The sequence below is a fragment of the Skermanella stibiiresistens SB22 genome, from assembly GCF_000576635.1.
In the GTDB taxonomy this organism is placed as follows: Bacteria; Pseudomonadota; Alphaproteobacteria; order Azospirillales; family Azospirillaceae; genus Skermanella; species Skermanella stibiiresistens.
The window spans coordinates 172,629-198,724 of the sequence record NZ_AVFL01000011.1 but is presented as its reverse complement, the minus strand read 5'-3'; the positions used below and the strand labels follow the sequence as shown (position 1 = coordinate 198,724).

General features: G+C 65.3%; 20 protein-coding genes. 13 read left to right on the top strand and 7 right to left on the bottom strand.

All coding sequences use genetic code 11. From position 1 onward, the window contains the following. Positions 1–86: 86 nt before the first annotated feature. The 11 genes from N825_RS16755 (at position 87) to N825_RS16705 (ending at position 15,844) form a co-directional block, all read left to right on the top strand. A complete protein-coding gene (locus tag N825_RS16755) occupies positions 87–1,838 on the top strand; it encodes a type I secretion system permease/ATPase (RefSeq protein WP_037454121.1) in 1,752 nt (583 codons plus the stop codon). Next, on the top strand, positions 1,835–3,178 hold the full coding sequence (locus tag N825_RS16750; protein WP_037454119.1) for an HlyD family type I secretion periplasmic adaptor subunit: 1,344 nt from the start codon (positions 1,835–1,837) through the stop codon (positions 3,176–3,178). Before N825_RS16755 ends, N825_RS16750 begins: the two co-directional genes overlap by 4 nt. 14 nt (positions 3,179–3,192) lie before the next feature. Next, positions 3,193–4,446, top strand: coding sequence for a glycosyltransferase family 4 protein (locus N825_RS16745; protein ID WP_037454312.1), 1,254 nt, complete (start codon positions 3,193–3,195; stop codon positions 4,444–4,446). Between the two features lie 266 nt (positions 4,447–4,712). Further along, the gene (locus tag N825_RS16740) at positions 4,713–5,588 is read left to right on the top strand and encodes a calcium-binding protein (RefSeq protein ID WP_084164796.1); all 876 of its coding nucleotides are present in this window, start codon (positions 4,713–4,715) and stop codon (positions 5,586–5,588) included. A gap of 85 nt (positions 5,589–5,673) precedes the next feature. Next, positions 5,674–7,971 carry a glycosyltransferase gene (locus N825_RS16735; protein WP_051512482.1) on the top strand — a complete coding sequence of 766 codons (2,298 nt, stop codon included), beginning with the start codon at positions 5,674–5,676 and terminating at the stop codon, positions 7,969–7,971. Continuing rightward, on the top strand, positions 7,968–8,882 hold the full coding sequence (locus tag N825_RS16730; protein ID WP_084164795.1) for a class I SAM-dependent methyltransferase: 915 nt from the start codon (positions 7,968–7,970) through the stop codon (positions 8,880–8,882). Before N825_RS16735 ends, N825_RS16730 begins: the two co-directional genes overlap by 4 nt. Continuing rightward, complete coding sequence (locus tag N825_RS16725; RefSeq protein WP_037454118.1) at positions 8,879–10,174, top strand: glycosyltransferase family 4 protein; 1,296 nt, start codon at positions 8,879–8,881, stop codon at positions 10,172–10,174. The genes N825_RS16730 and N825_RS16725 overlap by 4 nt, the downstream gene beginning before the upstream one ends. Next, on the top strand, positions 10,171–12,390 hold the full coding sequence (locus N825_RS16720; RefSeq protein ID WP_051512472.1) for a glycosyltransferase family 2 protein: 2,220 nt from the start codon (positions 10,171–10,173) through the stop codon (positions 12,388–12,390). The genes N825_RS16725 and N825_RS16720 overlap by 4 nt, the downstream gene beginning before the upstream one ends. Then, positions 12,387–13,796, top strand: coding sequence for a glycosyltransferase family 4 protein (locus N825_RS16715; protein WP_084164794.1), 1,410 nt, complete (start codon positions 12,387–12,389; stop codon positions 13,794–13,796). The genes N825_RS16720 and N825_RS16715 overlap by 4 nt, the downstream gene beginning before the upstream one ends. A gap of 53 nt (positions 13,797–13,849) precedes the next feature. After that, entirely contained in the window at positions 13,850–15,031 is a 1,182-nt protein-coding gene (locus N825_RS16710; RefSeq protein ID WP_037454116.1) for a polysaccharide pyruvyl transferase family protein, read from the top strand. A gap of 111 nt (positions 15,032–15,142) precedes the next feature. After that, a complete protein-coding gene (locus N825_RS16705) occupies positions 15,143–15,844 on the top strand; it encodes a hypothetical protein (RefSeq protein ID WP_037454114.1) in 702 nt (233 codons plus the stop codon). Positions 15,845–15,874: 30 nt separating this feature from the next. Here the strand turns inward: N825_RS16705 and N825_RS16700 are convergent, their stop codons facing one another. Next, positions 15,875–17,173 (bottom strand): EAL domain-containing protein, encoded by a 1,299-nt coding sequence (locus N825_RS16700; protein WP_037454111.1) that lies wholly within the window; start codon positions 17,171–17,173, stop codon positions 15,875–15,877. Positions 17,174–17,480: 307 nt separating this feature from the next. On the opposite strand from N825_RS16700, the gene N825_RS16695 reads away from it, so the two are divergent. After that, positions 17,481–19,292 carry an IlvD/Edd family dehydratase gene (locus tag N825_RS16695; RefSeq protein WP_051512471.1) on the top strand — a complete coding sequence of 604 codons (1,812 nt, stop codon included), beginning with the start codon at positions 17,481–17,483 and terminating at the stop codon, positions 19,290–19,292. A 51-nt stretch (positions 19,293–19,343) separates the two neighbouring features. Here N825_RS16695 and N825_RS16690 read toward each other — a convergent pair whose 3' ends face one another. The 6 genes from N825_RS16690 to N825_RS16665 all read right to left on the bottom strand — a co-directional run bounded on the left by N825_RS16690 (position 19,344) and on the right by N825_RS16665 (position 25,344). After that, a complete protein-coding gene (locus N825_RS16690) occupies positions 19,344–19,877 on the bottom strand; it encodes a hypothetical protein (RefSeq protein ID WP_157619291.1) in 534 nt (177 codons plus the stop codon). Positions 19,878–19,948: 71 nt separating this feature from the next. Then, on the bottom strand, positions 19,949–21,103 hold the full coding sequence (locus tag N825_RS16685; RefSeq protein ID WP_198038358.1) for a S8 family peptidase: 1,155 nt from the start codon (positions 21,101–21,103) through the stop codon (positions 19,949–19,951). Between the two features lie 249 nt (positions 21,104–21,352). Further along, complete coding sequence (pcsA, locus tag N825_RS16680; RefSeq protein WP_037454105.1) at positions 21,353–22,078, bottom strand: phosphatidylcholine synthase; 726 nt, start codon at positions 22,076–22,078, stop codon at positions 21,353–21,355. A gap of 333 nt (positions 22,079–22,411) precedes the next feature. Next, complete coding sequence (locus N825_RS16675; RefSeq protein ID WP_037454102.1) at positions 22,412–22,642, bottom strand: hypothetical protein; 231 nt, start codon at positions 22,640–22,642, stop codon at positions 22,412–22,414. A 44-nt stretch (positions 22,643–22,686) separates the two neighbouring features. After that, the gene (locus tag N825_RS16670) at positions 22,687–24,093 is read right to left on the bottom strand and encodes a UdgX family uracil-DNA binding protein (RefSeq protein ID WP_037454099.1); all 1,407 of its coding nucleotides are present in this window, start codon (positions 24,091–24,093) and stop codon (positions 22,687–22,689) included. A 12-nt stretch (positions 24,094–24,105) separates the two neighbouring features. After that, on the bottom strand, positions 24,106–25,344 hold the full coding sequence (locus N825_RS16665; protein WP_037454096.1) for a putative DNA modification/repair radical SAM protein: 1,239 nt from the start codon (positions 25,342–25,344) through the stop codon (positions 24,106–24,108). A gap of 205 nt (positions 25,345–25,549) precedes the next feature. On the opposite strand from N825_RS16665, the gene N825_RS16660 reads away from it, so the two are divergent. Next, positions 25,550–26,056 carry an RNA polymerase sigma factor gene (locus N825_RS16660; RefSeq protein WP_037454092.1) on the top strand — a complete coding sequence of 169 codons (507 nt, stop codon included), beginning with the start codon at positions 25,550–25,552 and terminating at the stop codon, positions 26,054–26,056. Positions 26,057–26,096: the final 40 nt, after the last annotated feature.

Sequence of the window (26,096 nt, the reverse complement as noted above, 5' to 3'; positions counted from 1 at the left end):
CAAGGAAACGGCCGTTTAACGCCCGTTTAATAAATAGGGGTAATATTGCATCGCACCCAGCATCCGCTTTGGAGCTTGCCCCCCGCATGATCGACAACGCACTACTCCGCGGCACGCTGCGGCATCTCGGCAAGGGCATGGTTTTCTCCGCCGTGCTGAGCTGTTTCATCAACCTCCTGATGCTCATCGTGCCGCTCTACACCATGCAAGTGTACGACAGGGTGATGACCAGCCGCAGCACCGACACGCTGGTGATGCTGGCGATCGTCGCGGTCGGCGGCCTATGCGTCTACGCGGTGCTGGATTACATCCGCACCAAGGTCTTCCTGATCATGAGCGACATGATCGCCCGCCGGCTCAACGTGCCCACCCTGCAAGCCGCGGTGATCGACACGCTGCACGGCAGCCAGCGGAATTCGACGCAGGCGATCCGGGACCTCAACGACCTGCGGTCCTTCATCACCGGCGGCTCCATCACGGTGCCCCTGGAGGTGATGTGGGTGCCGATGTTCCTGGTGGTGCTGTTCCTGCTCCACCCGATCTATGGCTGGCTGGCCCTGGGCGCCGCCATCTTCCTGTTCCTCATGAGCGTGCTGACCGACATCCTGACCCGCCGCCCCCTTGCCCAAGCCAACGAGGCGGCGGCGCGGTCGTTCAGCGACATCGCGTCGACCGTGCGGAACGCCGAGGTGATCGAGGCGATGGGGATGCTGCCGGCCGTCGCCAAGCGGTGGGAGCGCAGCCAATACCACATGATCGACCTGCTGAACCGCGGCAACACGACGTCGAAGGCGCTGAGCGCCGCGTCGCGGTCGATCAGGCTGATGCTCCAGCTCGCCATGATCTCGACCGCCTGCCTGCTGGTGATCAACCGCGAGGCGTCGCCCGGCAGCGCCATGGCGGCCGGCATGCTGATCGGCCGCGTCCTGCATCCCTTCGAGCTGTTGATCGATGGCTGGCGCCAATGGGTGTTCGCGCTGTCGGCGCTCAATCGCGTGCGTGGCCTGCTGAACGGAACCAAGGGGCGCCGCGAGAGCATGCCCCTACCCCGTCCGGAAGGCCGCTTGACGATCGACCGGCTGGTCTACATCCCGCCGGGCGTCGAGCGCCCGGTCCTGAAGGGCATCTCGTTCTCCCTGGAGCCGGGCGAGACGCTGGGGATCATCGGCCCGTCCGCCGCCGGCAAGTCGACCCTGGCCCGTCTGCTGGTCGGCATCTGGGAACCAACCGCTGGCGGCATCTACCTGGATGGCCACAGCACGTTCCTGTGGGAGCGCGAGAGCTTCGGCCACAGCGTCGGCTACCTGCCGCAGAACGTCTCCCTGCTGGATGGCACCATCCGCGACAACATATCGCGCATGACCGAGGCGAGCCCGCTCGATGTCGTCAACGCGGCCAAGATGGCCGACGTCCACGAGATGATCGGCCGGCTGCCGTTCGGCTACGACACGACGATCGGCGACGCCGCCTACAGCCTGAGCGGCGGGCAGCGCCAGCGGATCGGCCTCGCCCGCGCCTTGTTCGGCAATCCCCGCCTGCTGGTGCTGGACGAGCCCAACTCCAACCTGGACAGCGCCGGCGAGCAGGCCCTGCTGCACGCCATCGCCAAGGCCAAGGCGGCCGGCACCACCGTGGTGCTGATCGCCCACCGGCCGTCGGTGGTGGCGGCGGTGGATAAGCTGCTGGTGCTGAAGGACGGCATGATCGACCAATTCGGCGCCCGCGCCGACGTGCTGAAGGCGATCGCCGCCCCGCCCGGCGCGCGGCAGGTCGCGACCGCGCCCAACGTCGCGCGCCTGGTCAAGAGCGAGCAGGCCATCGTGGGGCAGGCATCATGACCCTGCCAACATCCAATCCCGTCTGGACCGTCACGCTGGAGGCCGAGCCGGCCGAGCCGTCGCTGCGCAAGACGATGATCGCCGGCACCGTGACGGTGCTGGTGGCGTTCGGCGGCTTCCTTGGCTGGGCGATGGTCGCCGATCTCAGCAGCGCCTCGATCGCGACCGGCACCGTCATCGCCAACAGCCACCGCAAGACGGTCTCGCACCTCGAAGGCGGCATGCTCCACGAGTTGCTGGTCAAGGAGGGCGATCTCGTCAAGGCGGGCCAGGTTCTGCTGCGGATGGACGGGACCCAGGCCCAGGCCCAGTTGGGTCAGGTCGAGAACCAGTTGTGGACCGCGCAGGCCAGGACCGCCCGGCTCCGCGCCGAGCAGGCCGACCAGCGCTCGCTGGTCTTCCCCGACGATCTGGTCGATGCGGCAAGGCGCAGCGGCGTCGCGGCGGACGCGATGGCGACCGAGCAGCGCCTGTTCGCCGCGCGCTGGGACGGCTATGACGGATCGCTGGCGATCAACCGGCGCAAGATCGACCAGTTGCGTGAGCAAATCTCGGCGTTGAAGGCCCAGGCCAACGCCGCCATCGATCAGCTCCGCTACACCAACGAGGAGTTGGGGACGATCAAGGCCCTGCTGGACAAGGGCTACGAGCGTCGACCGCGCATGCTGGAGATGCAGCGCATGTCGGCCGAACTCAAGGGCAAGGTCGGCGAGTTGGCCGCCAATCAGGCGCAGGCGGAACAGGCGATCGCGGCGGCCGAACTCGAGATCCTGTCGCTCAAGCACACCCGCCGGACCGAGATCGCCAACGACCTCCAGCAGACCCAGTCGACCATGGCCGACATGACCGAGCGGTCGCGTGGCGCCACCGACATCCTCCAGCGGAAGGATGTCGTGGCGCCCCAGGAGGGCAAGGTCACGGACATCCGCTTCCACACGCCGGGAGGCGTCATCGGCGCCGGCGCGCCGATCCTGGATCTGGTTCCGGTCGACGACGATCTCGTGGTCGAGGCGCAGGTCAGCCCGTCCGACATCGACAGCGTCAAGGTCGGCCAAATCGCCAATGTCCGCCTGACCGCCTACAAGCAGCGGAAGGTCCCGACGATCGACGGCCACGTGGTCTATGTCGCGGCGGACCAGACGATGGACGAGCGGAGCGGACAGGCCTACTTCACCGCGCGGGTGGAGTTGGACGCCCAATCGCTGGCGGATCTCCATCACGTCCAGATGATCCCCGGAATGCCCGCCGAAGTCATCATGATCAACGCCAAGCGGCGCGCGATCGATTACTTCCTCAGCCCCATCACCGACAGCATGAGGCGGTCGTTCCGCGAGGAATGACCGAACGGCGAACCATGCGGATACTCTTCGTCCACAATCACTTTCCCGGCCACTACCAGCATGTGGCGGCGGCGCTGGCCGCCGACCCGCGCAACCAGGTCGTCTTCATCACCAAGGACCCCTCCGGATCGATCCCGGGCGTCGACAAGCGGGTCTTCACGCCCGCCCGAGGGCCGGCCCCCGGAACCCACCATTACGTCCGGGCGTTCGAGGACGCCGTCCTGCACGGTCAGGCGGTCTACCGCCTGTGCGACAAGTTGAAGCGGGAGGGCTTCACGCCCGATCTGGTTTGCGCCCACGCGGGGTTTGGGCCGGGCCTGTACATCAAGGACATCTTCCCGGACACGCCGCTGCTCGGGTACTTCGAGTGGTTCTACAACGCCAAGGGCAGCGACGCGGATTACTTGAATGGTCCCGTCGGCGCCGACGATGCTTGCCGAATCCGAAGCCGCAACGCCGCGATCCAGATGGAGTTGGCGAATTGCGACTGGGGGCTCTGCCCGACCGTGTTCCAACGCGGACAGTTCCCAGCGGCGTTCCAGAACAAGCTGACCTTGATGCATGACGGGATCGACACCGATTTCTTCTCGCCCGACCCCGAGGCCCCCATGATCCTACCCGGCCTCGACCTGTCCGGCGCCAAGGAGGTCGTGACCTACGCCACCCGCGGAATGGAGCCTTACAGGGGCTTTCCGCAGTTCATGCGCGCCGCCGACATCCTGCTGAGGCGGCGGCCCGACCTGCACATCATCGTCGGTGGCGACGATAGCGTGTCGTACAGCCGGCTACCGCCGCCGGGCCAGACCTATAAGCGGATGATGCTTGAGGAGTTGCCTGGGCTGGATCTCTCCCGCCTGCATTTCGTCGGCCCCCTCGCCTACCCCCTCTACCGCGACATGCTGCGCGCCAGCGACGTCCACGTCTACCTGACCGTTCCGTTCGTCCTGTCGTGGTCGCTGCTCGAGTCGCAGTCGACCGGCTGCATGGTGGTGGCCGCCGACAACGCCGCCGTCCGCGAGGTGATGGATCATGGCGTCAATGGCCTGCTGGCCGATTTCTTCTCGCCCGACGACATCGCGGCCAAGGTCATCCGCGGGCTCGACCAGCGGCGCGCCGCGGAGGGGATGCGGGCGGCGGCTCGGCGCCGGGTGCTGGAACGCTACGCGCTGGCCGACCTGCTGCCCCGTCATCTCCAACTGATCCGGCATCTCGCCGGCAGCGTCGGGATGGCGGAGGTGGCGGAACTGGAACTCGCCGCGACGGCTTGATCCCGCGCATCGAGGCCCGGCGGCGAGGCTCGCGTATTTATTTCGATTTTCGAAACAAATCTCCAACTTTTGAATTCGCGTTTCAAAATAATAGACATCCGTTTTAAGGGTTCTACACTTGATGTTTTCAGATGTATATTATAGTGTTTGCGATGCACCATTTTCTTATCAGCATTTAACTTCTGATTAATGTTTCGGACGCTAGTTTCCTTCTGTGCGAGAAACGGAAACGACGCTTCGCTGATCCCTTTACTGGAGGCATAGAAATGGCAACCCTTCCCGGTGGTTCATACGACGACTACCTGACCGGCACTTCCAGCGCGGACGTGATCTTCGGTGGTGGCGGCAACGACATTCTCATGGGCGAAGGCGGCGACGATCAGCTCCTCGGCGGAGCCGGCGCGGATATGCTGTTCGGCGGCGAAGGCAATGACCTGCTCGACGGCGGCGCCGGCAACGACATCCTGTTCGGTGGTGCCGGCAATGACATCCTGCTCGGCGGCGCCGGCAACGACATCCTGAACGGTGGCGAGGGCGACGACATCATCTCCGGTGGTGCCGGCAACGATGTCATCCTTGGCGGCGACGGCAACGACACCCTGTCCGGCGGTGCCGGCGAAGACGTGATCAACGGCGGCGAAGGCAACGACGTCATCTCCGGTGATGGCGGCAACGACGTGATCGACGGCGGCGCCGGCAACGACACGCTGTCCGGCGGCTCCGGCAACGACGTCATCTTCGGCGGCACCGGTAACGACATCATCCGCGGCGACGCCGGGAACGACGTGCTGTACGGCGGCGCCGGCGACGATGTGATCTATGGCGGTGCCGGAAACGACATCATCCACGGCGACGCCGGCAACGACACGCTGTTCGGCGGTGCCGGCAACGACACCTTCGTCTTCGCGGGCGGTGGTGGTCAGGACGTCGTGATGGACTTCCGCCAGGGCGACGACATCCTCCAGATCGCCCGCAACATCAACGGCCTCGACATCGGCAGCGCCAACGATGTGGCGGCCCGCGTCCTGGATGTCGGCGGCAACGCGGTCATCGACTTGGGCAATGGCGATACCGTCACCCTGATGAACGTCAACGCCCAGGACGTCCAGAACAACCCCAACGCCTTCTTCGTGATCAGCTAAGCGCCAGCTGGCGGCGGTCTCCGGACCGCCGTCGGATCACGTCCAAGCGACCCTTTCTCCCCGACCCGAACCGACACGGATGCCGATGTCCCCGACCACCAGCCTAGCGCCTCCCGGCGACGCCCTCGTTCCCACCGCCCGCCTGCATGGTGTCGGCGGCGATTTCGTGATGGCGGTATGGGAGACCGCGACGGTCGGCGTCTCGCGGCGCATCGTCCCGTCCGTGGACGGCGTCGAGGCCCCGCGGCCCTATACCCTGCTGACGGTTCCGACCGGTTGGGGCGGCGAGCGAACCATCGCGGTGCTGCGCTGTCCGGCCGGATCCCGGACGATCACCCTGCGGGACGAGGCGGCGTGTCCGGTCGCTACGGCCTTTCCATCCAGCCTGACCGATTTCGACGCGGCCCTGCTGATGAGCGGGTTGGACGGTGGCGCCCGCCTGCGGGTCGTCCGCCTGCTGCTGGATTTCTGCCGGGGCGCCTTCAGCCTGCAGAACGACCACCGATTCGCCCAGCTCTGCCGCCGGCTGATCCTGGAACTATCGCCCACCCCCTCGTCCCTGACGGTGCGCTGCGCCCCGACCCGCCAGCTGGCGCTGTGCGAGGGCGGTGTCTCGGGCGGTTTCGGCGAGATCATGGCGACCGTCGTGCTGACCCCCAGCGGCATGCGCCGGCTGGAGGTCTCGCCGGCGATCGGCACGGTGCCGGACAAGCGGGGCCGCCTGCCGCTCCACCTCGTGATGGACAGGGCGCTCTGTGGTTCCGAGACGCTGGTGGTGCTGCTTGGCCGCACGGGGCTCGCCTGCCGCACCGTCGCTCCCACGGTGGCCGAGATCCCGACCCTGCTGGAATGGCTGGAGCGGCGGAAGCCATGCCCGCAATCGCTTCGCGATCACCTGATGCGGGCGCTGGCGGTCCGCGCCACCGACGAGCCGCAGGCGGCGGCGGCGCTACGCGAGCTTCAGGTGCTGATGCCGCTGCCACGCCGCCATGTCGCCGCGCCGGACCGCGCGGTCGGCGGCGACATCGACGTCGCCGTCTCGACCGGCGATGGTGGGCTGTTCCTGGCCGGCTGGCTGCACGATCCCCATGACATGATCGAGTCGATCCGGGTCACCTCGCCCTTCGGCGACCAGCGGATCACTTCCAGCCTGCCCCACCGCTTTCCGCGCGACGATGTGGCCGCGATCTACAAGTCCAACGCCCAAGCCGGCTTCGCGACCTTCGTTCCAGGCTCGCCCGAGCCGGCGCCGGCGTTGCAATACCGTTGCGAACTGCTGCTGCGCTCGGGCGGCAGGATCGACATCGTGCCGCCGCCCCGCCCGCTCAACCCGGCCGATGTCCGCGCCGCCGTGCTCGGCGCCATGCCGCCGGCCTTCGTGACCCAGGCCGCCTTGGAAAGCTGCGTCGCGCCGGCGGTGGCGCCGATCCACGCCGCCATGATGGCCAATCTTCCGGCGCCGGAAGTCGTCCGCCATGGCACTCCGGTCGTGGACCCCGCCGTCTCGGTCGTGATCCCCCTGTACAAGAACCTGGAATTCCTCCGCTTCCAGCTCGGTGCCTTCGCGATCGACCGGGCGATGGGGGGCTTGGGGAGTGATGGAACGGGCGGCGCGGAGATCATCCTGGTGCTCGACAGCCCCGAGCAGCGGGAAGAACTGAAGCACTATCTGCACGGCTTGTTCGGCCTGTACGGCCTGCCGCTGACCCTCGTGGTCAACGCCGCCAACCATGGCTACTCGACCGCCAACAACGCCGGCGCCGCGGTCGCGCGCGGACGGAACCTGCTGTTCCTGAACTCCGACGTGATCCCCGACAAGCCCGGCTGGCTGCCGGTGCTGATGGCGGCGCTGGAGGCGTCGCCAGAGATCGGTGGCATCGGCCCCAAGCTGCTGTTCGAGGACGACTCGCTCCAGCACGCCGGCCTCTATTTCGGCCGCGACTTCCGGGGCCGCTGGATCAACCAGCATTACCACAAGGGAATGCCGCGAGACTTCGCGCCAGCCCTGGCGCCCCGCGCCGTTCCGGGCGTCACGGGAGCCTGCCTGCTGATGCCACGCGCCGTGTTCGACGAGGTCGGCGGCTTCACCACCGACTACATCATCGGCGACTACGAGGACTCGGACTTGTGCCTGAAGATCCGGGCGTCGGGCCGGTCGATCCGCTACGTGCCGGCCGTCGAGCTGTACCACCTGGAACGCCAATCGATCAGCCGCCATGCCGGCTACACCCGCGGCGTCGCCTCCGAATACAACGCCTGGCTCCACGCGGGCCGCTGGTCCGGCCTGATGGAGGACCTGATGGGCCGGGATTGGCCGGCCGATCCGCCAACCGCCCTTTCACCCCGGCGCCGCAACCGCGATAGAAAGATTTCGGCAGCATGAGCACGCCCCAGCCCATTTCCTCGGCCATTTCCCCGACCGTGTCACCGGCGAATTCATCGCCAGTCTCCTCGGCCGTGCCCGCCAACCAGCGCGTCATCAAGCTGCTGGTCCGCCAGGACGCGCGCGACGCGCAGCGGCTCGACGCGCTGTGCGAGCACATCGCCCGCAACCGCTTCATGCCGGTGCCGCCATCGGAGAACATCTTCGTCGGCGACGGTGACTTCCGAGCGATCGGCGCCGAGTTCCTCCGACACTTCGTCAAGCTGGGCGATCTGCGCCCGACCGACCGGGTGCTGGAGATCGGCTGCGGCATCGGCCGCATGGCCCTGCCGCTGACCCAATACCTATCCGATGGCACCTATGACGGAATGGACGTGGTGGCCGACGGCATCACGTGGTGCGGCCAGAACATCACCCCGGTGTATCCGACGTTCCGGTTCCATCACATGGACGTGGCGAACGACCTGTACAATCCGGCGGGTCGGATCGAGTCGACGGCCGTCACCCTGCCCTTCGCCGATCAGAGCTTCGATTTCGTCCTGCTGACCTCCGTCCTGACCCATCTCCAGGCGGCCGAGACCCTGGCCTACGCTTGGGACATCAGCCGGCTGCTGCGGTCCGGTGGACGCTGCTTCCTCAGCCTGTTCCTGATGAACGACAGCGCCCGCGAGGGTCTGCGCGCCGGCGACCGCCGCCTGGACTTCAAGCCGGACGAGGATGGCCCGACCTGGCTGGCCAACCCGGAGATCCCATCGGCCGCCGTCGCCCATGACGAGAAATTCCTGCTCGACATGTTCGCCTCGGTCGGGCTGAAGCCGGCCAAGCCGATCGTCTACGGCACCTGGTGCGGCCGACCCAACGCCGTCAGCTATCAGGACCTGCTGGTGCTCGAGAAGGCGCCCCTGCCATGACGGCTCCGAAATCGCGCTCCGCGCGCGCGCCGCGCGTCCTGTTCATCTGCCACAACCATCCCAGCTTCCACCCTGGCGGAACGGAGATCTTCGCCCACGACCTGTTCCGCCACATGAAGGATGAGGGCGGTATCGAGGCGATGTTCCTGGCCTGCACCAACAAGGTCCACCGCGACCAGAAGCCGGGAACCAACTTTCAGACGGTCGGCCGCAGCTCGGACGAGTTGGTGCTGTGGGCCGGACACTTCGACCGTTTCTATCAAAGCCAGATCGACCTGCACGGCATCGTTCCCGATCTGTCGACCCTGCTGCAAACGTTCCGGCCGGATATCGTCCACATCCACCACACACTGCTGTTGGGTGTCGAGATGCTGTTCCTGATCCGGCGCGTCGTGCCCCACGCCCGGATCGTCTACACCTTGCATGACTACTATCCGATCTGCGCCAATGACGGCCAGATGGTCACGACCGACGGCAACCGGCTGTGCGGCGGCGCCTCGCCCGACGCCTGCCACCGATGCTTCCCCGAGCGCACGCCCGACAAGTTCGTCCTGCGGGAGAAGCACCTCAAGGGCATGCTGTCTATGGTCGACCAGTTCGTGGCGCCCAGCCATTTCCTCCGCGAGCGCTACATCGCCTGGGGCCTGCCGGCGGACAGGATCACGGTGGTTCGCAATGGTCGTCCGGTGACGCCGGAGACCATACGGCCCCGCAGCCGCCATGCCAACGTGTTCGGTTATTTCGGCAACCTGAGCCCTTACAAGGGCATCCGGGTGGCGCTGGAGGCGGCCAAGTCGCTGGCCGCCGACGACGCCGATTTCATACTCCACGTCCATGGCGGCATGCCGTTCCAGAGCGACGCCTTCAAGGCCGAGGTCGATGGGCTGGCCAAGGACGCCGGCGCCCGGGTGATCCGCCACGGGGCCTATCGCCGCGAGGAGATGGCCCGCCTGCTCGGCGCGGTCGATTGGGTGATCACCCCGTCGATCTGGTGGGAGAACGCGCCGCTGGTGATCCAGGAGGCGTTCCAGCAGGGCCGTCCCGTGATTTGCAGCGACATCGGCGGCATGGCCGAGGCGGTCACCGACCATCATGACGGCCTGCATTTCCGCACAGGCGACGCCGCCGATCTGGCGCGCGCGATGCGCGAGGCGATGGCCGAACCCGCCCTGTGGGACCGCCTGTCATCCAATATCACGCCGGTATCGACGGTGGCCGACAGCGCCGCCGATCACCGCCGTCTCTACGACGGGCTGGCGCCAGCCGCCGCTCCGCGGAGTTCCAGACGATGAAAGAGATCAATCCCAAGGCCGATATCCAGATCGCGGTGCTGGTCGACGAGAAGACGCTGCTGCTGTTCGGCTGGATCGACCGCGCGCTGCCGACCTCCGGGACGGCCAGCTTCTCCGACGGCGCCGACAACGCCGGCACCTACGACGCCCGGTTCTGGCATCGGGACGAGGTTTCCCAGTGGTTCGTGGCGCTGCTGCGGTTCGACAACATCGCGCAGATCCGGCCCCAGCGGCTGTCGATCACCGGCGCCGACCGCAGCTCCCGCTACGCGATCCCGGCGATCCAGAACATCAAAATCAACCCCTGGACGCTGCTGTCCACCCTGAAGGAGGACCTGCCGGAAGCGATGCCGGTCGTGTTCGACTTCCTGCACGCGACCCTGTCGAGGAACGCCGCCAAGGATCCCGGCCCGTCGGAGCGGGTGACCCGGTTGATGCTGGCCTTCCTCCAGGCGATGGCGCAGCCGGACGGCTTCGCCGAGATCTTCGGCCGCATGCCAAGCCTGGGGGCGCTGGTCCAGGGTTGGTCGTTCAACCTCGCCGCCGGTGAGCGCGACCTGATCATCGAGACGGATGGCTGCGCCACCTTCCAAGGCACCATCGGCAGCTTCGAGCGGTCCGACCTGCCCTCCACCGCGCGCGGCGTGCTGGGCGTCATGCATGGCGCCGACACGGTCGACCTGCCGGCGATCCGCCGGATCTACTACAAGGCCGCCAAGGGCTGGTGCTATCTCGAGATCTTCGAAAATCGCACGCTTCTGAACGACCAGAGCGCGGTGCCCCACTTGCGCGCCATGCTGCCGACCCTGACCGGCGAGCCCGCCGTCCTACGGACCCTGAAGCGGCTGTCGAACGCCCAGTACGAGGGCTTCGAGACGGTCAGCCGTCTGGAACTGCCGGTCCGCGTCGGCCTGGACACCGCCGTCCGGGTGCCCGGCGCCGGCACCCTGGTGACAGGCTGGGTGCTCGACCCCGACCACCACGTCATGTCGATCATGCTGAAAGGCATCGGCGTCTCGGCCCGGATCGACCAGGATTGGTGCAGGACCAGCCGCCGCGACGTCAGCGAGGCCTTCGCCAAGGACGGGCTGTTCGCCGGTAAGATCACGCCTGGACAGGACTCCCACGGTTTCCTCGCCTTCGTCCCGGAACCCGCCGCGTCGGCCGACCAGTCTGAACGCTATCTCGAACTGTCGCTGACCGACGACGTTTGCGCCTTCATCCCGGTGCCGACCTCGAAGGCGGGAGCCCCCGCGCTCCGCCGCCTGCTGTCCACCATCAATCTGAACGACCCGGCCGCCGAGACCATCGTCTCCCGCCACATCGGCCCGCTGGTCCAAGCCGCCGGACGCCTGCCGGTCGCGTCGGAGATCAACGTCCAGTCCTATGTGATGGGAGCGCCGCTGACGGCGCCGCGCCTGTCGGTCGTGATCCCGGTGGCGGACGCCCGCGACGACATCGACGTGACGCTGGCGAAGCTGGCGGTCGACCGCGATTTCGACGGGGTGGAGATCGTGATCGCCGCCGGCGCCTCGGCCCACGAGCGGCTGGCGCCCTCGCTCCGCCGGTTCGCCGAGTTCTACGACCTGTCGATCAAACTGATCCCCTGCCCGCACGCCCACGACGCCTTCCAGGCGATGGACGCCGGTGTGCGTCACGCCAGCTCGGATATGCTGCTGCTGCTGTCGCCGTCCGTCCTGCCCACCTCGGCCGGCTGGCTGTCGAAGCTGGAATGGGCCTACAAGACCTGCGGCAAGCCCGGCATGGTCAGCCCGACGCTGCTGTACGAGGACTACTCGATCCGGTTCGCCGGCATCCAGCGGATCAGCTCGGAGGCGACGGTGTCGCAATACGCGGGCTATTCGCGCGACTGGCTGAGGGGCCGCGAGATCGCGACCGTCCAGGCGGCGACCACCGATTGCGCGCTGATTCCGAAAGCCCTCTATCTGGAGACCGGCGGGTTCAGCCGCGACTTCGTCGGCTCCGACTTCAAGAGCGTCGACTTCTGCCTGAAGCTGCGGGCCGCCGGACATGTCTGCCTGTGGCTGCCGACGGTGGAACTGATCGCCCTGGACGAGACCCCGCGCGAGCAGGCCCAGGAATACTGGCTCCAGACCGGTGGGCTGGTCGATCGCTGGGGCTTCGAGCGCAAGTGGCCCCGCCTCGTTTCCTCCCACTCCACCGCCACTCAAGCCCAGGGGAGCGTTGACCGATGACCGGCAAGGAACTCGCGAAGAAGGACGTCGCGAAAAAGGAACCCGCTCCGAAGGGCTCCACCGCAAGGGACAAGCGCGTCCTGATCATCAGCCACGGCCACCCGACCTTCTCGCTGGGCGGAGCCGAGGTGGCGTCCTACAACCTGTTCAACGGCATCCACGACCTGCCGGGCTGGGAAAGCTTCTATCTCGCCCGGGTCGGCCCGCCGGTCAACCGGCACAAGGACAGCGCCCTGATGAGCCTTCGCCAGAAGGAGCGCGAGATCCTCTACTACGCCAACGACTACGACCACTTCCGCTGCTCAAACAAGAACCTGCCGGGGCTGCGCCAGGATTTCGTCCGCTATGTGGTCGACCTGCAGCCGGATGTGATCAACTTCCACCACTTCCTGGGATTGGGGGTCGAGACCATCTTCGCGCTGAAGCAGGCGCTGCCGCGCGTGCCGATCGTGGTGACCTTCCACGAGTATCTGTCGATCTGCCACCACCATGGGCAGATGGTAAAGACCAGCCGCAACACGCTGTGCTACAAGTCGTCGCCGGCGGAATGCACCAATTGCTTTCCGCACATTCCGGAAAGCCAGTTCTTCAAGCGCGAGGCCTTCCTCAAGACCTTCCTGGAGATGGCGGACTACTATATCAGCCCGAGCGAGTTCCTGATCGACCGCTATGTCGAATGGGGCCTGCCGCGCGAGAAGTTCCGCATGATCGAGAACGGACTGACCGTCGAGGACATCGTGCCGCCACGCCCGCTGCCCAAGGCCGGCCGCCGCAACCGCTTCGGCTTCTTCGGCCAGGTGACCGAGTTCAAGGGCCTGCACGTGCTGGTCGAGGCGGTCTCGCGCGTGTCGGAGAAGGACTGGGGCGACGACAGCGCCCTGATGATCTTCGGCGGCAACCTGGAGCGCCAGCCCGAGGCCTTCCAGAAGAAGTTCAACGAGTTGACCGAGAAGGCCGGCAACCGCGTCCGCTTCTATGGCAGCTACCGGTCGTCGGAGCTGCCCAGCCTGATGAAGGACGTCGACTGGCTGATCATCCCGTCGATCTGGTGGGAGAACTCTCCGGTCGTGATCCAGGAGGCTTTCCTACACGGCCGCCCGATCATCGCCAGCAACATCGGCGGCATGGCCGAGAAGGTCACCCACAACGTCGATGGCTTGCACTTCCGCAATGCCAGCGTCGAGGATCTGGTCGACCGCCTGACCGACGTGCTGCGCACTCCCGACCTGTGGGACCGGCTCCGCGCCCGCATCAAGCGTCCGATCGATCGGCGGGAATGCGCCCGCCGGCACTCGGAGGTGTTCGACGCGCTCTTGGCCGGAAAAGCCAGCGAGGAAACATCCGCGCGGGCGGTATCGGCACAGGGGACCCAAGTCCTCGACCGGGCCGTCGCCCAGCCGCTTTAACATTTTTCAACCTTTCCTAGCTACCCTGACCATCCCGTACCCAGGAGAATCCCTTGGCCAAAATCCTCGTCATGATCCCGTCGGGCGAAGTCTATAATCACGACTGCGTCCGTTGGTACGAGTACCAGCAGGTTCAGAAGCACATCGATCACTATCACAACATCGGTGACGCGTTCGTCTTCGACTCGTCCCTGAAGCTGCTGAACTACGACAAGCTCGACGTCCTCACGATCCGCAACGTCAAGCCCGGCGACGTCGAGCGCTACAACGCCGAATACGACTATGTTTTCCTGCGTGGCTCCAACTATATCCACAGCCACATGGAGTGGGAGAACGCCGAACAGGTCCTGCCCAAGCTGAAGATTCCGATCCTCGCCTTCGGCGTCGGAGCGCAGGCGCCGGTGGAGGGCAAGCTCCAGCTATCCGAACAGAGCAAGCGGATCTGGAATATCATAGCCGACAAGTCGGCCTCGCTCGGCGTGCGCGGCACCTACACCGCGGAAGTGCTGTGGGATCTGGGCATCAAGAATGTCCGCATCGTCGGCTGCCCGACCGCGTTCCGCAACAACGATCCCGACCTGCGCATCGACCTGCCGCCGCTGGACCAAGTCAAGAACGTCGGCTTCACCATGCGCCGCGAGGTTTCGGCCGCCTACGCCCAGAACATCGAGACCTACCTGACCCGCCATCGCGACGTGGTCAAGGAAATGGCCCGTCGGTTCGACATCGTCATGATGATGCAGGGCGAGGTCGAAGAGAAGAAGATGCTTTGGGGCACCGACGAGCAGAAGGCCCACGCCTTGGCCGAGCTGAAGAACAATGGCTGGATCGGCAAGTGGTTCCTGGACGAGGAGATGGAGGAGCTTTACAAGACCAAGCTCTGGTACTCCGACGTCGTCGCCGACTACGAGGCGCTCGTCCGCTCCAAGGATATGGTCCTGGGCTACCGCCTGCACGGCAACCTGATGGCCTTGGCCAACCGCACGCCGTCGATCTACTTCAGCTATGACAGCCGGACGGTCGAGTTCGCCGAGACCTTCGCGATTCCCTGCTATGACGTCTTCTCGCAGAAGCCGTTCGTGCTGGAGGAGTACTGGGACCAAGCGAAGTTCGAGCGTTTCAACCGCACCTACTACCAGCGGTTCCGCGACATGCGGGCGTTCCTGGACGAGAACTTCATCGATCACAAGATGCACCACGGCGTCGCCCGCCCGCGGCAACTTCAAGTGGCGTGATGATGGGAATGGCCCGATAAAGGGAGCATTCCGCAATACCGAGCATGGCATGGCACCGGGACCGATCCCTGGCGCCATGCCGTTCTCGTTTCGAAGCACGGGAAACAAGTGATGTCCGCAGCGCTCCAAACACTCGCCCCCCAACCCGCCGATATCGAGGGCCGCATCGACGCGATCACCGGTGGCAAGCTCTACGGCTGGGCCTGGGACCGAGCCCGGCCGAGCGATCACCTGGAGGTGGAGATCAGGGTCGGAGATCGGCTGGTCACCACCGTGTTCGCCAACCAGCCGCGGGACGACCTCAAGGCCAACGGCGTCGGCGACGGCTGCCACTCCTTCGAACTGGCGCTGGAACTGGCGGAGGGTGAGACGCCCATCGCCCTGGCGCGGTCACCGGTCACCGGTGACATGGCGCCGCTCCGGATGCCGTCCGATGTGGAAACCGTGGCGGAGAACGTCATCGGCCCGGTCCTGCTCCGCCTGTCGGCGCTGATGGACGCGACGCAGCGCAATCAGCAGACGGTCCTGCGCGGACTGCGCGAGCTGCTGAAGCAGGGTCAGGCGGCTCCCGCCAACGACCAGCGGAACGACGCGCGGATCGATGGCATCGTCGCGGCACAGGAGGAGCTTCAGCGTCAGGTCAGCGGGATCGAGGTGTTCCTGTTGAGGATCGACGAGAGCCTGCATGACCTGAACGTCAGCCTCAAGCAACGGCCGGCCGCCAGCGCGGACAAGCGGGTGTGGATCGCCCTGTCCTGCCTCGCCGCGGCGGTCGTGGCGACGGGCGCCGCCATGGCGTGGATGAGGTTCTGAAAACGGGTGGTGGGTGGGCCGGCGCGGTGCTCAATCGTCGGTTTCCAGCACGTTGGCCGTATTCAGGGCGTCTGACAGCCGGACGCCCTTTCTCAGGATGTTGTCCACCATGCGGCCCTGCACCAGATGGATGCCGTGCTTTCGGGCGAACAGCAATGCCGTGACGCCGCTGCACCGTCCCAGGATGAACCGGCAGTTCTCCTGCTCGCGGATCTTGGCGCCGAACTTTTCCTGCTCCGCCTCGTCCATGTCTTGAAGCTCGTTGCTCCAGAACATCTTGGCGTAGTCGCAGGCCATGTATTCCAGGTCCATGTGCTCGACCCACATGGGCGTGATGCCATCGATGCAGATCGAATAGCCGCGGTTCCTGGCGAACTCCACGACCTCCTTGTAGGTGTCGATGTTCTCGACCAGATCGACCTTGTTGATCTCCAGCACGACATTGCCGCGCAAGTCCATGCTCAACCGCTCGTCGAACCTGACGAAAGCCGCCGACATGATCGTGCTGAGATTGACGTTCAGGCCGATCTTGTGGCCGCGGATGAAGTCGACACCGTGGTTGAGTGATTTCAAAACCGCTTGGTCCAAGCTGGCGGTGAAATAATTGAACAGCCAGCGATTGGCGGTCAGGTCGAATTCGGGACTGAGGCGGTCCTCGAGGTTCTTCACGGCGATGTATATCTCGAAATATTCGCGCCGGTTGTTCTGATCATCCCGGATATCGACGATCGGCTGGTTCAGCATGAACGGCGACAGGTCGAAATTGCCCATCTGCCGCTCGATCTTGGCCAGTTCCTCCAGGCTGATCGGCTCCTTCGTCGCGGCCTTGGCGGACCCATCCGCGCCACCCGCCTGCTGCGCCAGCCCTTCGATGAAGCGGATGATCGTCGCGAAGTTGAGCGACAACTCCATGATCGAATAAAGCGAGTTTTCCCGGTAGGGATTCGGCCCGGTCAGCTTCGTCCGGGCCAGCATCATCGTCTCGATCTTCTGGCAGGCCTCCGTGATCGTCGAGAACTTGATCCCTTTGTACAGGATGAGCGCGTCGCCATTCGACAGGTTGAACATCTGAAGAAAAGCCGAATTGTCCGCGATCGACTGGACCGTCCGCCGGATGTCGTGGACATCGCCATAGTTCTTGTCCTGGAGCAGAGACAAATGCAGATGGACCAAGCGCAGCCCTTGCAATTCCCGCTTGGAGGATTGCAGCAGCTTGAGCAGGCGATCATCGTCGTATTCCGGCTTTTCCGGAACGGCCGCCGCCTTCTCGCCCGGTTTGACGCGCACCCAGTCGCGCGGTTGCCGATCCTGCTTGGGACGGTTCAGCATGGTGTCGCGGGTCCAGTCAAATCTTCGAAAGCGCTCATCTGCCTTCCCGAACCATTTTCATTCAATCTGAAGTAACATCAGGCGGAGAAGACACAATTTTTGATCAAGGTTCCAAAGGATAGCACGTGTATGGCAACAAAACGTTAATTCTCGCGCATTTTATCTAATACGCGCGAAACCGCGACGATGTCCAACAATCGAAACGCGTCCTCGCCGAGGTGGCGGATTTATCGACGCCGCCCTATTGTCCATGACTGCCATACCAGACACACTGGCCCTCACAAAAGAACGGAGGGAGGGGATCAACATGACCTCAGAGACATCACCGAAGGACGCCGGCTTCAACAGCGGCGGCAGGTTGCGCAGCCAGTCCTGGTTCGACGACAAGTCGAACCCCGACATGACCGCCCTCTATATCGAACGCTACCTCAACTACGGCCTGACCCGGCAGGAGATCCAATCCGGCAGGCCGATCATCGGCATCGCCCAGACCGGCAGCGATCTGGCGCCCTGCAACCGGCATCACATGGAACTGGCGAGCCGCGTGCGCGACGGCATTCGCGAGGCGGGCGGCATCCCGCTGGAGTTCCCGGTCCACCCGATCCAGGAGACGGGCAAACGCCCGACGGCGGCGCTCGACCGGACTCTGGCCTATCTCGGTCTGGTCGAGGTGCTGTACGGCTATCCGCTGGACGGCGTCGTGCTGACCACCGGCTGCGACAAGACCACGCCCGCGATGCTGACCGGCGCCGCCACCGTCAACATCCCGGCGATCGTCCTGTCGGGCGGTCCGATGCTCGATGGACACTACAAGGGCAAGCTGGCCGGTTCCGGCACCGTCGTCTGGGAAGCGCGCCGGATGCTCGCGGCCGACAAGATCGGCTATGACGAGTTCATGGACATGGTCAGTTCGTCGGCACCCAGCGTCGGACACTGCAACACCATGGGCACCGCCCTGTCGATGAACTCCCTGGCGGAAGCGCTCGGCATGTCCCTGCCCGGCTGCGCCGCCATTCCCGGTCCCTACCGCGAGCGCGGCCAGATCGCCTATCTCACCGGCAAGCGGATCGTCGACATGGTCCGCGAGGACCTGACGCCCCGGAAGGTGATGACCAAGGAGGCGTTCGAGAACGCGATCGTGGTGGCTTCCGCCATCGGCGCCTCGACCAATTGTCCGCCCCACCTGATCGCCATCGCGCGCCACGTCGGCGTCGAACTGACGCTCGAGGACTGGCAGCGGGTCGGACAGGAGGTTCCCCTGCTGGTCAACTGCCAGCCGGCCGGGTTCTATCTGGGCGAGGCGTTCCACCGCGCCGGCGGCATCCCCGCCGTCATGAAGGAGCTGATCAAGGCGGGCCGCATCCACACCCAGGCCCCGACCGTGACCGGCAAGACGATGGGCGAGAACGTCGAGCGGGCACCCGAGCCCGACGACGACGTGATCCGGCCCTACGGCAAGCCGCTCATGGAAGACGCCGGCATGCTGGTGATGGGCGGCAACCTGTTCGACTCGGCGGTGATGAAGACCAGCGTCATCAGCCCGGATTTCCGCGCGCAGTACCTTTCCAATCCGGACGATCCCGAGGCCTTCATCGGCCGCGCCATCGTATTCGACGGACCGGAGGAATACCACTCGCGGATCAACGATCCATCGCTGGACATCGACGAGAACTGCATCCTGTTCATCCGCGGCTGCGGCACCGTCGGATATCCGGGTTCGGCGGAGGTCGTCAACATGCAGCCGCCCGATCACCTGATCAAGCGGGGCATCATCTCCTTGCCGACGATCGGCGACGGACGCCAGAGCGGCACGTCGGCCAGCCCGTCGATCCTCAACGCCTCGCCCGAGGCGGCGGTTGGTGGCGGCTTGGCGATCCTCAAGACCGGCGACAGGGTCCGGGTGGACCTTCGCAACCGTCGGGTCGATCTGGTCGCCTCCGAGGACGAGATCGCGGCCCGCCGGGCGGCGCTCAAGCTGCCGGAACTGAAGAATCAGACACCGTGGCAGGAAATCTACCGCGGCTTGGTCGGTCAGCTCTCGGATGGCGGCTGCCTGGAGATGGCGGTCAAGTACCAGGACGTCGTACACACCAGCGGCATGCCGCGCCACTCGCACTGACGCCCAGGACTGGGAGATCGGACCGCGCCGCCTCGATGCGGCGCGGTCTCCTCAAGTCGGAAGGCGGTAAAGCTCGGCCAGCAACAGGCGGATGTTGTCCTGGATGGCCCGCTCGGTCGCGACCTGGGTCCGCTCGGTCGGGCTGAAGAAATCCGATGATGTCGCCAAGCCCGTCGACCGGATCGGCTTGGAGAAGACGACGGCGCCGGTGGCGGGGGTCGTGACGAGATAGCGCATCTCGACCTCCGCAGTCACGCTGAGGCCCAGCAGGATCTCCTGGATGCCCCGGCTCGACCGGATCAGCTCGGCGTCGACACGGTGGCGCGGCTGGCTGGGAGCCAAGGCTCCACGCACGGCGAACGAATTGATGATCGCCTCGCGCAGGTCCAGGTCGGAGATCTCGATCTGGTTGAGGAGGTTGGACGAACTGCCGCCGGTGACGGAACCAACCTCGACGGCGAGGGACCGATCCGCTTGTCCAGCGATCTCCTCGTCACCGGGAACGATCATGTTCGCCATTCGGACAGGGGCTTGGCAAGCCGTGACGGAGATCAAAAGCAGCAGGCCGAGGACGACGCGTTTCAAAAGAACCTCGCGGATGGGGGTACCCTCGACAACACGCCGTGCCCGCTTGGAGTTTCACCAAGCCCGAGCGATCACGGCGAGGTGACCAGTCCCAACCCGCGATCCGCCGGATCGACTTCCGGCGTGAACACGTCGGTTCGGGCGGTGGCCAGCAACTTGGCCGAAACGGCGGCCGCCGCGATGCCGGTGGGCGTGTCCTTCAGGGCCTCCCACCATAGGGCGGCCACGCCGGCGACATGGGGTGTCGCCATGCTGGTGCCGCTGAAGGCGACCAACCCGCCTCCCCGCTTGGCCGACAGCACGTTGACACCCGGCGCGCTGACCTGGGGAAAGGTGTTGGAGAACGGCGCCACGTCCAGCGTGGCACCCTTCTCGCCCAAGGCGCCCACCGAGATGATGCCTTGGGCGGCGGCCGGAATCGACACCGCGATCTCGAAGTCCTTGTTCTGGTCGCGCCGGCTCTCGTTGCCCGCCGCCGCGACCAGGACCGTCCCGGCGGAGAAGGCGGCCCGCGCCTCGACCATCTCCATCAAGGCGTCGAACATGCGGAGATTGCCGCGGTAGGCCTCCAGCGCCACCGATGTCGCGAGTTCGGGCGGCCAGCCGTCCGCGATCAAAGATGCGACCAATCCGGGAAAGTCGAAGCCCAGCGACATGGAGATCACCTGGGCGCCCTCCTGGACGGCCCATTGGATGCCCTTGAAGATCATGTCGCTGTCGCCGCTACCGTCGTCACCCAGCACCTTGCCGATCAGCGCCCTGCCGACACCGCGCGCGACGCCGATCCGGGTGCCATTGACGTCGCGTCCGAAGATCGTCCCGGCGCAATGCGTGCCGTGCCCCTGGACATCGCCGATCCCGGAGCCGGAGAAGTCCCGCTGGATGATATCGACGCCCTGGAAGGCGGGATGGCTGGCGTCGATGCCGGTGTCCAACACGGACACGGTGACGCCAGCCCCGGTGAAGTCCGACGTGTCGGCCTTGACCGCCTTGATGCCCCACGCCGAGGTCGCGGCTTGGGCCGACGCCACCTCGAACGGCCGGATCAGCGAGATCGGCATGACGGGAGCGATGCCCTGAACCTCCGGGTCGCGCGCGATCTCGCGGACCTGCCGGGAGGTCAGCCGCGCGACATCGACCAAAGGAACGGGAGGCACGGCGACCGGCTCACGGGCGAGGCTCCGGGCCCGGCGGCCAAAAGGCTCGACAGTGGACGCGGCGCTCATGTTTCGTAAAATAGTATATTTACGCATCAAGAAGCTTCCTCGGGCCAAGTTTCCACCACTCACCGCCAAGTTTCTCATGAAACCATGGCGGTGCTCAAGCCAACTATTACTGATGCTTGTCGGTGGATCCCGGGAAGCTTGCTCTTGGCGTCATTCCCCGTCCAATGAGAAAACGAGCGAAACAAAAAGAGAGGCCTGGGAAATCCCCAGGCCTCTCTTCAACTTGCGCCAAATTGGGAAAGCGGCGGATCACATCCCGCGCTTGTACCCCAGCACCGTCCGCCAAGCGCAGATACCAGTGAACCAGGCGGAGGAGACGATCCATGGCACCATCAGGATCACCGGATCATCCGGCTGGCGGAGGATGAGCAACAGGCTGCTGATCATCCAGACGGCGGTCATCGCGATGTTGACCGGCATCAGGTGCGGCACACGGAACGGGTGGACGAACTTGGCGGTGGTGAAGGTCATGATGGCGAAGATGGTGATCAGGCCAAAGGTCATCTCCGGATCGAGATCCAGGATGAAGAGGTACATGGCAACCACGTTCCAAACCGCTGGAAAGCCAACGAAGTAGTTGTCGTTGCTCTTCATGTTGACATTGCAGAAGCAATAAAGCGCCGACAGCAGGATGAACGCGACCGCGACCAGTTCCAGCGGTCCCGGCAGCGGGATGAATCGGTAAATGAAGATCGCCGGGATGAAGACGTATGTCAGGTAATCGATGACCAGATCCAGGGTGGCGCCGTCGAAGTTGGGCAGCACCCGCTTGACGGAGAACTTCCGCGCCAGCGTGCCGTCCACCCCGTCGACCAGCAAGGCGGCGCCCAGCCACAGCAGGCATCCCTTGGGATTGCTGTCGACCAGCGCCAGCAGGGCCATCAGCCCGAGCACGACCCCACTCGCCGTGACGGCGTGGACCACCCAGGCGGCGGCCTTCTGGACATGGGAAAAAGGCTCGGTCACTTCGGTCATCCTGGAAGTCATTTCCACCTGCGCATCTCCGCGCCGGCATCACGCCCGGCGCTGACTAAATCTTCGGCCAATATCGTCAGCCTTTTATCTTCTCGCGGCGCCAAGCTCGGCGTCGGGGCTCATGGCCTTCAAGGACAGTGACATGGTTCGTTTGAAACATACGGCGATCAGGTAATGTTCAATCCCGGCGCCGCAAACCGGAATTTGACATAGTAGCGTCACAACGGGTCGACGGGAAGGGATAGTACCGCTTCCTGTACTCTTGACTGGCTATATTTCCCACGGGTGCGAAAGAGTCGCCGTCAATCGGTCCGTCCGTACGCGGCGTACTCCTCACCGTCTGCCAAACAGCCGCCCCAGCAATCCGGTCTGCTCCTGGCGCTCGACGGACTTGAACTCAAGCCATTCCTCGACCAATTCCGCGGCCTGCCAGTTGCCGAAGAAGCGTACGCAGTCGACACCGGACATCAGCCGCACCTTCTGTTCGCCCAGCCGTTCCAGCCGATCGAGCAGACGGCGGCGATCGTCCTCGGTCATCACCATCAAACCATTGCGCGGTCGCATCGTACATCTCCCTGGGATGGTTGGAGAATGCCATCCAACGGGGCTCACGCGGACATCGCATAGGTGGTAGCGGTCCTCAAGTCGGCGACGAACTTGTCATATTCCAAGACCTTGGCGGCGGGATCGGGCAACCGCAGAAGGTACGACGGGTGAACCGTCAGCAGCAGCGAGCCGCCCCCGCCAAGCCGAAGGATCGCGCCGCGTTCCCGCTGGACCGCCACGTCCCGGCGCAGCAGAGCCCTTCCCGCCGTGGCTCCCAGGGCCACGATCAGACGGGGACGGACCGCCGCGACCTCCTCCGTCAGCCACCAGCGGCAGTGCTCGACCTCGGAGACGTCGGGCTTCTGGTGGATGCGGCGCTTGCCGCGCGGCGTGAACTTGAAGTGCTTGACGGCATTGGTGACATAGCAGTCCGCCCGCGTGATGCCGGCGTCGACCATCGCTCGGTCCAGCAGTTGCCCGGCCGGGCCGACGAAGGCGCGGCCCGCCAGATCCTCCTGATCGCCGGGCTGTTCGCCGACCAGCATCAGCCGCGCTCCCATAGGCCCCTCACCCGGCACCGCCTGGGTCGCGTTCCGCCACAGCGAACAGCGGCGGCAGTTGTCGAGTCCGCTTTCCGGTGTGGGCTCGGGAACGGTCGCGAGGGCCCAGCGCTCGGATTTCGGCGAGGGCGAGGTCGCGCCACGCTCGGCCATCTCCGCGACGCGGCGCCCGGCGTCTCGGATCAGCGGACGGATCATCCGCGCCTCCGGCAGGTTGTGCCAGTACTTGCGCGGCATCTCCGATTTCATGGCTTCGATCTTGAGACGCGCCGGGTTGAAGATGCTGGAATAGTAGCTGCGCCAGTAATCCTCCAGCGCGTCGTCGTCCGGAACATCCGCCTTGCTGGCTCCAGGCGTGAAGTGAAGCGTCTCGCCATCCCAGTGGACGCTTCGGTCTGGGGTCAGGATCGACCAGTCCATGTTGGCGAACCGGCGGGCGAAGAACGGCGCCGCGCGTTCCACGATGAAATGATCGGGTTCGAACCACGCCAGGTAATGCCCTTCCCGCTCCCGGAAGCGGACGAAGGCGTGCATCTTGTGGATGTCCCGGCGGATCGCCCGTGCCATCGCCTCGGCCCGGCTGACCTCCCGATCCGACACGATGTCGAGCAGCTTGGGCTCCCCATGGGTCAGACGCCACAGCAGGCTGTAGAGCAGGGCGAAGCGCGCCGGATCACGATGGCAGGTGATCGTCTCGGCCAAATCCAGGAAGTCGCGCGGAACCGAGAACTCCCGGTTCCGCGACACCGCGGGAATGGCCGGGACCGCCGACGGGTCACCGAACAATCCTGTCTGGGGCCCGACACGCCAATCGACCGACTCCGGCCGGGCATCGGCCAGCACCAGCCGACGGGCGGCGGCGCGCCAACCCTCGTAGTCGACGGGGTGGGCGAGATCGACCGCGTGCATGCCCGAGACCCGTCAGGCCAGCAGCGGCAGGCTGAGCTGCGCCGGCTTCGGTGCCAGTCGCTGGCGCAGGTCGACGCGGTCCAGCAACGAGCGGCCGATTTGCGGATCGGCGGTCGTGACGAAGGGAGCCACCTTGGAAAGCTGGACGCGCAATCGCCCCAAATCCTCCATCCGAACCGCCTTGTGACGCCGGATCGAAAGCAGGCGGTCGACCGTCCTCACCCCCATGCCCGGCACCCGCAACAGGCTCTCCCGGTCGGCCTTGTTGACGTCGACCGGGAAGAGGTGGCGGTTGACCAAAGCCCAGGCGAGTTTCGGATCGATCTGGAGATCGAGCAACCCACCCGAGGGCACGATCTCTCCGGCGTCGAAGCCGTAGAAACGCATCAGCCAGTCGGCTTGATAGAGCCGGTGCTCCCGCATCAGCGGCGGCGCTCCCGGCGGCAGGCTTGAACTGCTATCGGGGATCGGGCTGAAGGCGGAGTAATAGACACGCCGCAGGCGATAGCCGGTGTAAAGCCGGTCGCTGGTGGCGAGGATGCCCTGGTCGTCGGTCTCGTCCGCTCCGACGATCATCTGCGTGCTCTGCCCGCCGGGAGCGAAACGGGGCTCCTTCGGGCTGGACTTGGCCTCCTCGATCCGCAGCCGCAGCCGGCCCATCGATCGACGGATGGCGCCGGCGTCCTTCTCCGGTGCCAAGCGGTCGAGCGATTGTTCGGCCGGCAGTTCGATGTTGATGCTCAGCCGGTCGGCGTACAGCCCCGCCTCCGTCAGCAGGTCGGGCGAGGCGTCGGGGATCGTCTTCAAGTGGATATAGCCGCGGAAGCCATGGTCCACCCGCAGCATCCGGGCGACCCGGATCAGCTGTTCCATCGTGTGATCGGGACTTTGGATGATGCCCGAACTGAGGAACAAGCCCTCGATGTAGTTGCGGCGGTAAAAGCCGAGGGTGAGCCTGACGACCTCCTCCGGGGTGAACCGGGCGCGCCGGACATTGCTCGACCGCCGGTTGACGCAATAGAGGCAGTCATAGACGCAGAAATTGGTCAGCAGGATCTTCAGAAGGGAAATGCAGCGGCCATCCGGAGCATAGGCGTGGCAGATCCCCATGCCCTCGGTCGAGCCGATGCCGTTCTTCGTCCCGGCCGAGGTCTTGCGATCCGAACCGCTCGACGCGCAGGACGCGTCGTACTTGGCGGCATCGGCCAAAATCTCCAACTTCTCGCGCAGTTCCACGGATCCACCCGTCATTGTTCACATATTGTTCTAGTTCGATCTCCGGGTTGGTCAAGGGGAGTATCCCAGTATTCGATCTAGCCACCCGTGGTGCGGCAGGTTGACCAAGGTGCCAAAAGTGCTTTGAGAATGATTCTTACAATCAATAGGATCCAAAAAATCGCCTCGCGTTTCGATCGCGATATGCGGACTGCCACCCCTACGCCGGCACTGGACCACCATGACCGACCGTCTCGACGCCTTGTACCGCCAACACCACACCGAGCTGCGCACCCTCGCCTACCGCCGGGTGGGCCGCCATGACGTGGCCGCCGATGTGGTGCAAGAGGCCTTCATCCGGTACGCGGACATGGCGAACACGGCGGACGGCTCGCGGATAGACTGCCCCAAATCCTTCCTCTGCCGCATCGTGATCAATCTGGCGGCGGATGTCGGCCGCCGCGACCGGCGGCGCGGCGAACATGCCGTGCTGGAGGACATGGCCAACCATCTCGCCGACCCACAGCCCTCGCCCGAGGCCGCGCTGGAATCACGGCAGCGCATGGCGCGGCTGCGGAACGCCCTGGATGATCTGCCGGAAAGCTGCCGGGCGTCGTTGCTGCTGAGCCGCGTCGATGGGATGACCCACGCGGAGGTGGCTGATCGTCTCGGCGTCTCTTCCAGCATGGTGTCCAAGCACATCATGCGGGCGATCCGCCACTGCCAGCGCTGCCACAAGGCGCACTGACCGCCCAAAGCGCGCCCCTGATCCACGGCGGGAAAAAAGC

Bases quoted from the DNA above. Each gene is read 5' to 3' on its own strand.
- N825_RS16755 (WP_037454121.1), top strand. From the start codon at position 87: ATGATCGACAACGCACTACTCCGCGGCACGCTGCGGCATCTCGGCAAG.
- N825_RS16750 (WP_037454119.1), top strand. From the start codon at position 1,835: ATGACCCTGCCAACATCCAATCCCGTCTGGACCGTCACGCTGGAGGCC.
- N825_RS16745 (WP_037454312.1), top strand. From the start codon at position 3,193: ATGCGGATACTCTTCGTCCACAATCACTTTCCCGGCCACTACCAGCAT.
- N825_RS16740 (WP_084164796.1), top strand. From the start codon at position 4,713: ATGGCAACCCTTCCCGGTGGTTCATACGACGACTACCTGACCGGCACT.
- N825_RS16735 (WP_051512482.1), top strand. From the start codon at position 5,674: ATGTCCCCGACCACCAGCCTAGCGCCTCCCGGCGACGCCCTCGTTCCC.
- N825_RS16730 (WP_084164795.1), top strand. From the start codon at position 7,968: ATGAGCACGCCCCAGCCCATTTCCTCGGCCATTTCCCCGACCGTGTCA.
- N825_RS16725 (WP_037454118.1), top strand. From the start codon at position 8,879: ATGACGGCTCCGAAATCGCGCTCCGCGCGCGCGCCGCGCGTCCTGTTC.
- N825_RS16720 (WP_051512472.1), top strand. From the start codon at position 10,171: ATGAAAGAGATCAATCCCAAGGCCGATATCCAGATCGCGGTGCTGGTC.
- N825_RS16715 (WP_084164794.1), top strand. From the start codon at position 12,387: ATGACCGGCAAGGAACTCGCGAAGAAGGACGTCGCGAAAAAGGAACCC.
- N825_RS16705 (WP_037454114.1), top strand. From the start codon at position 15,143: ATGTCCGCAGCGCTCCAAACACTCGCCCCCCAACCCGCCGATATCGAG.
- N825_RS16700 (WP_037454111.1), bottom strand. From the start codon at position 17,173: ATGCTGAACCGTCCCAAGCAGGATCGGCAACCGCGCGACTGGGTGCGC.
- N825_RS16695 (WP_051512471.1), top strand. From the start codon at position 17,481: ATGACCTCAGAGACATCACCGAAGGACGCCGGCTTCAACAGCGGCGGC.
- N825_RS16685 (WP_198038358.1), bottom strand. From the start codon at position 21,103: ATGAGCGCCGCGTCCACTGTCGAGCCTTTTGGCCGCCGGGCCCGGAGC.
- pcsA (WP_037454105.1), bottom strand. From the start codon at position 22,078: ATGACCGAAGTGACCGAGCCTTTTTCCCATGTCCAGAAGGCCGCCGCC.
- N825_RS16675 (WP_037454102.1), bottom strand. From the start codon at position 22,642: ATGCGACCGCGCAATGGTTTGATGGTGATGACCGAGGACGATCGCCGC.
- N825_RS16670 (WP_037454099.1), bottom strand. From the start codon at position 24,093: ATGCACGCGGTCGATCTCGCCCACCCCGTCGACTACGAGGGTTGGCGC.
- N825_RS16665 (WP_037454096.1), bottom strand. From the start codon at position 25,344: ATGACGGGTGGATCCGTGGAACTGCGCGAGAAGTTGGAGATTTTGGCC.
- N825_RS16660 (WP_037454092.1), top strand. From the start codon at position 25,550: ATGACCGACCGTCTCGACGCCTTGTACCGCCAACACCACACCGAGCTG.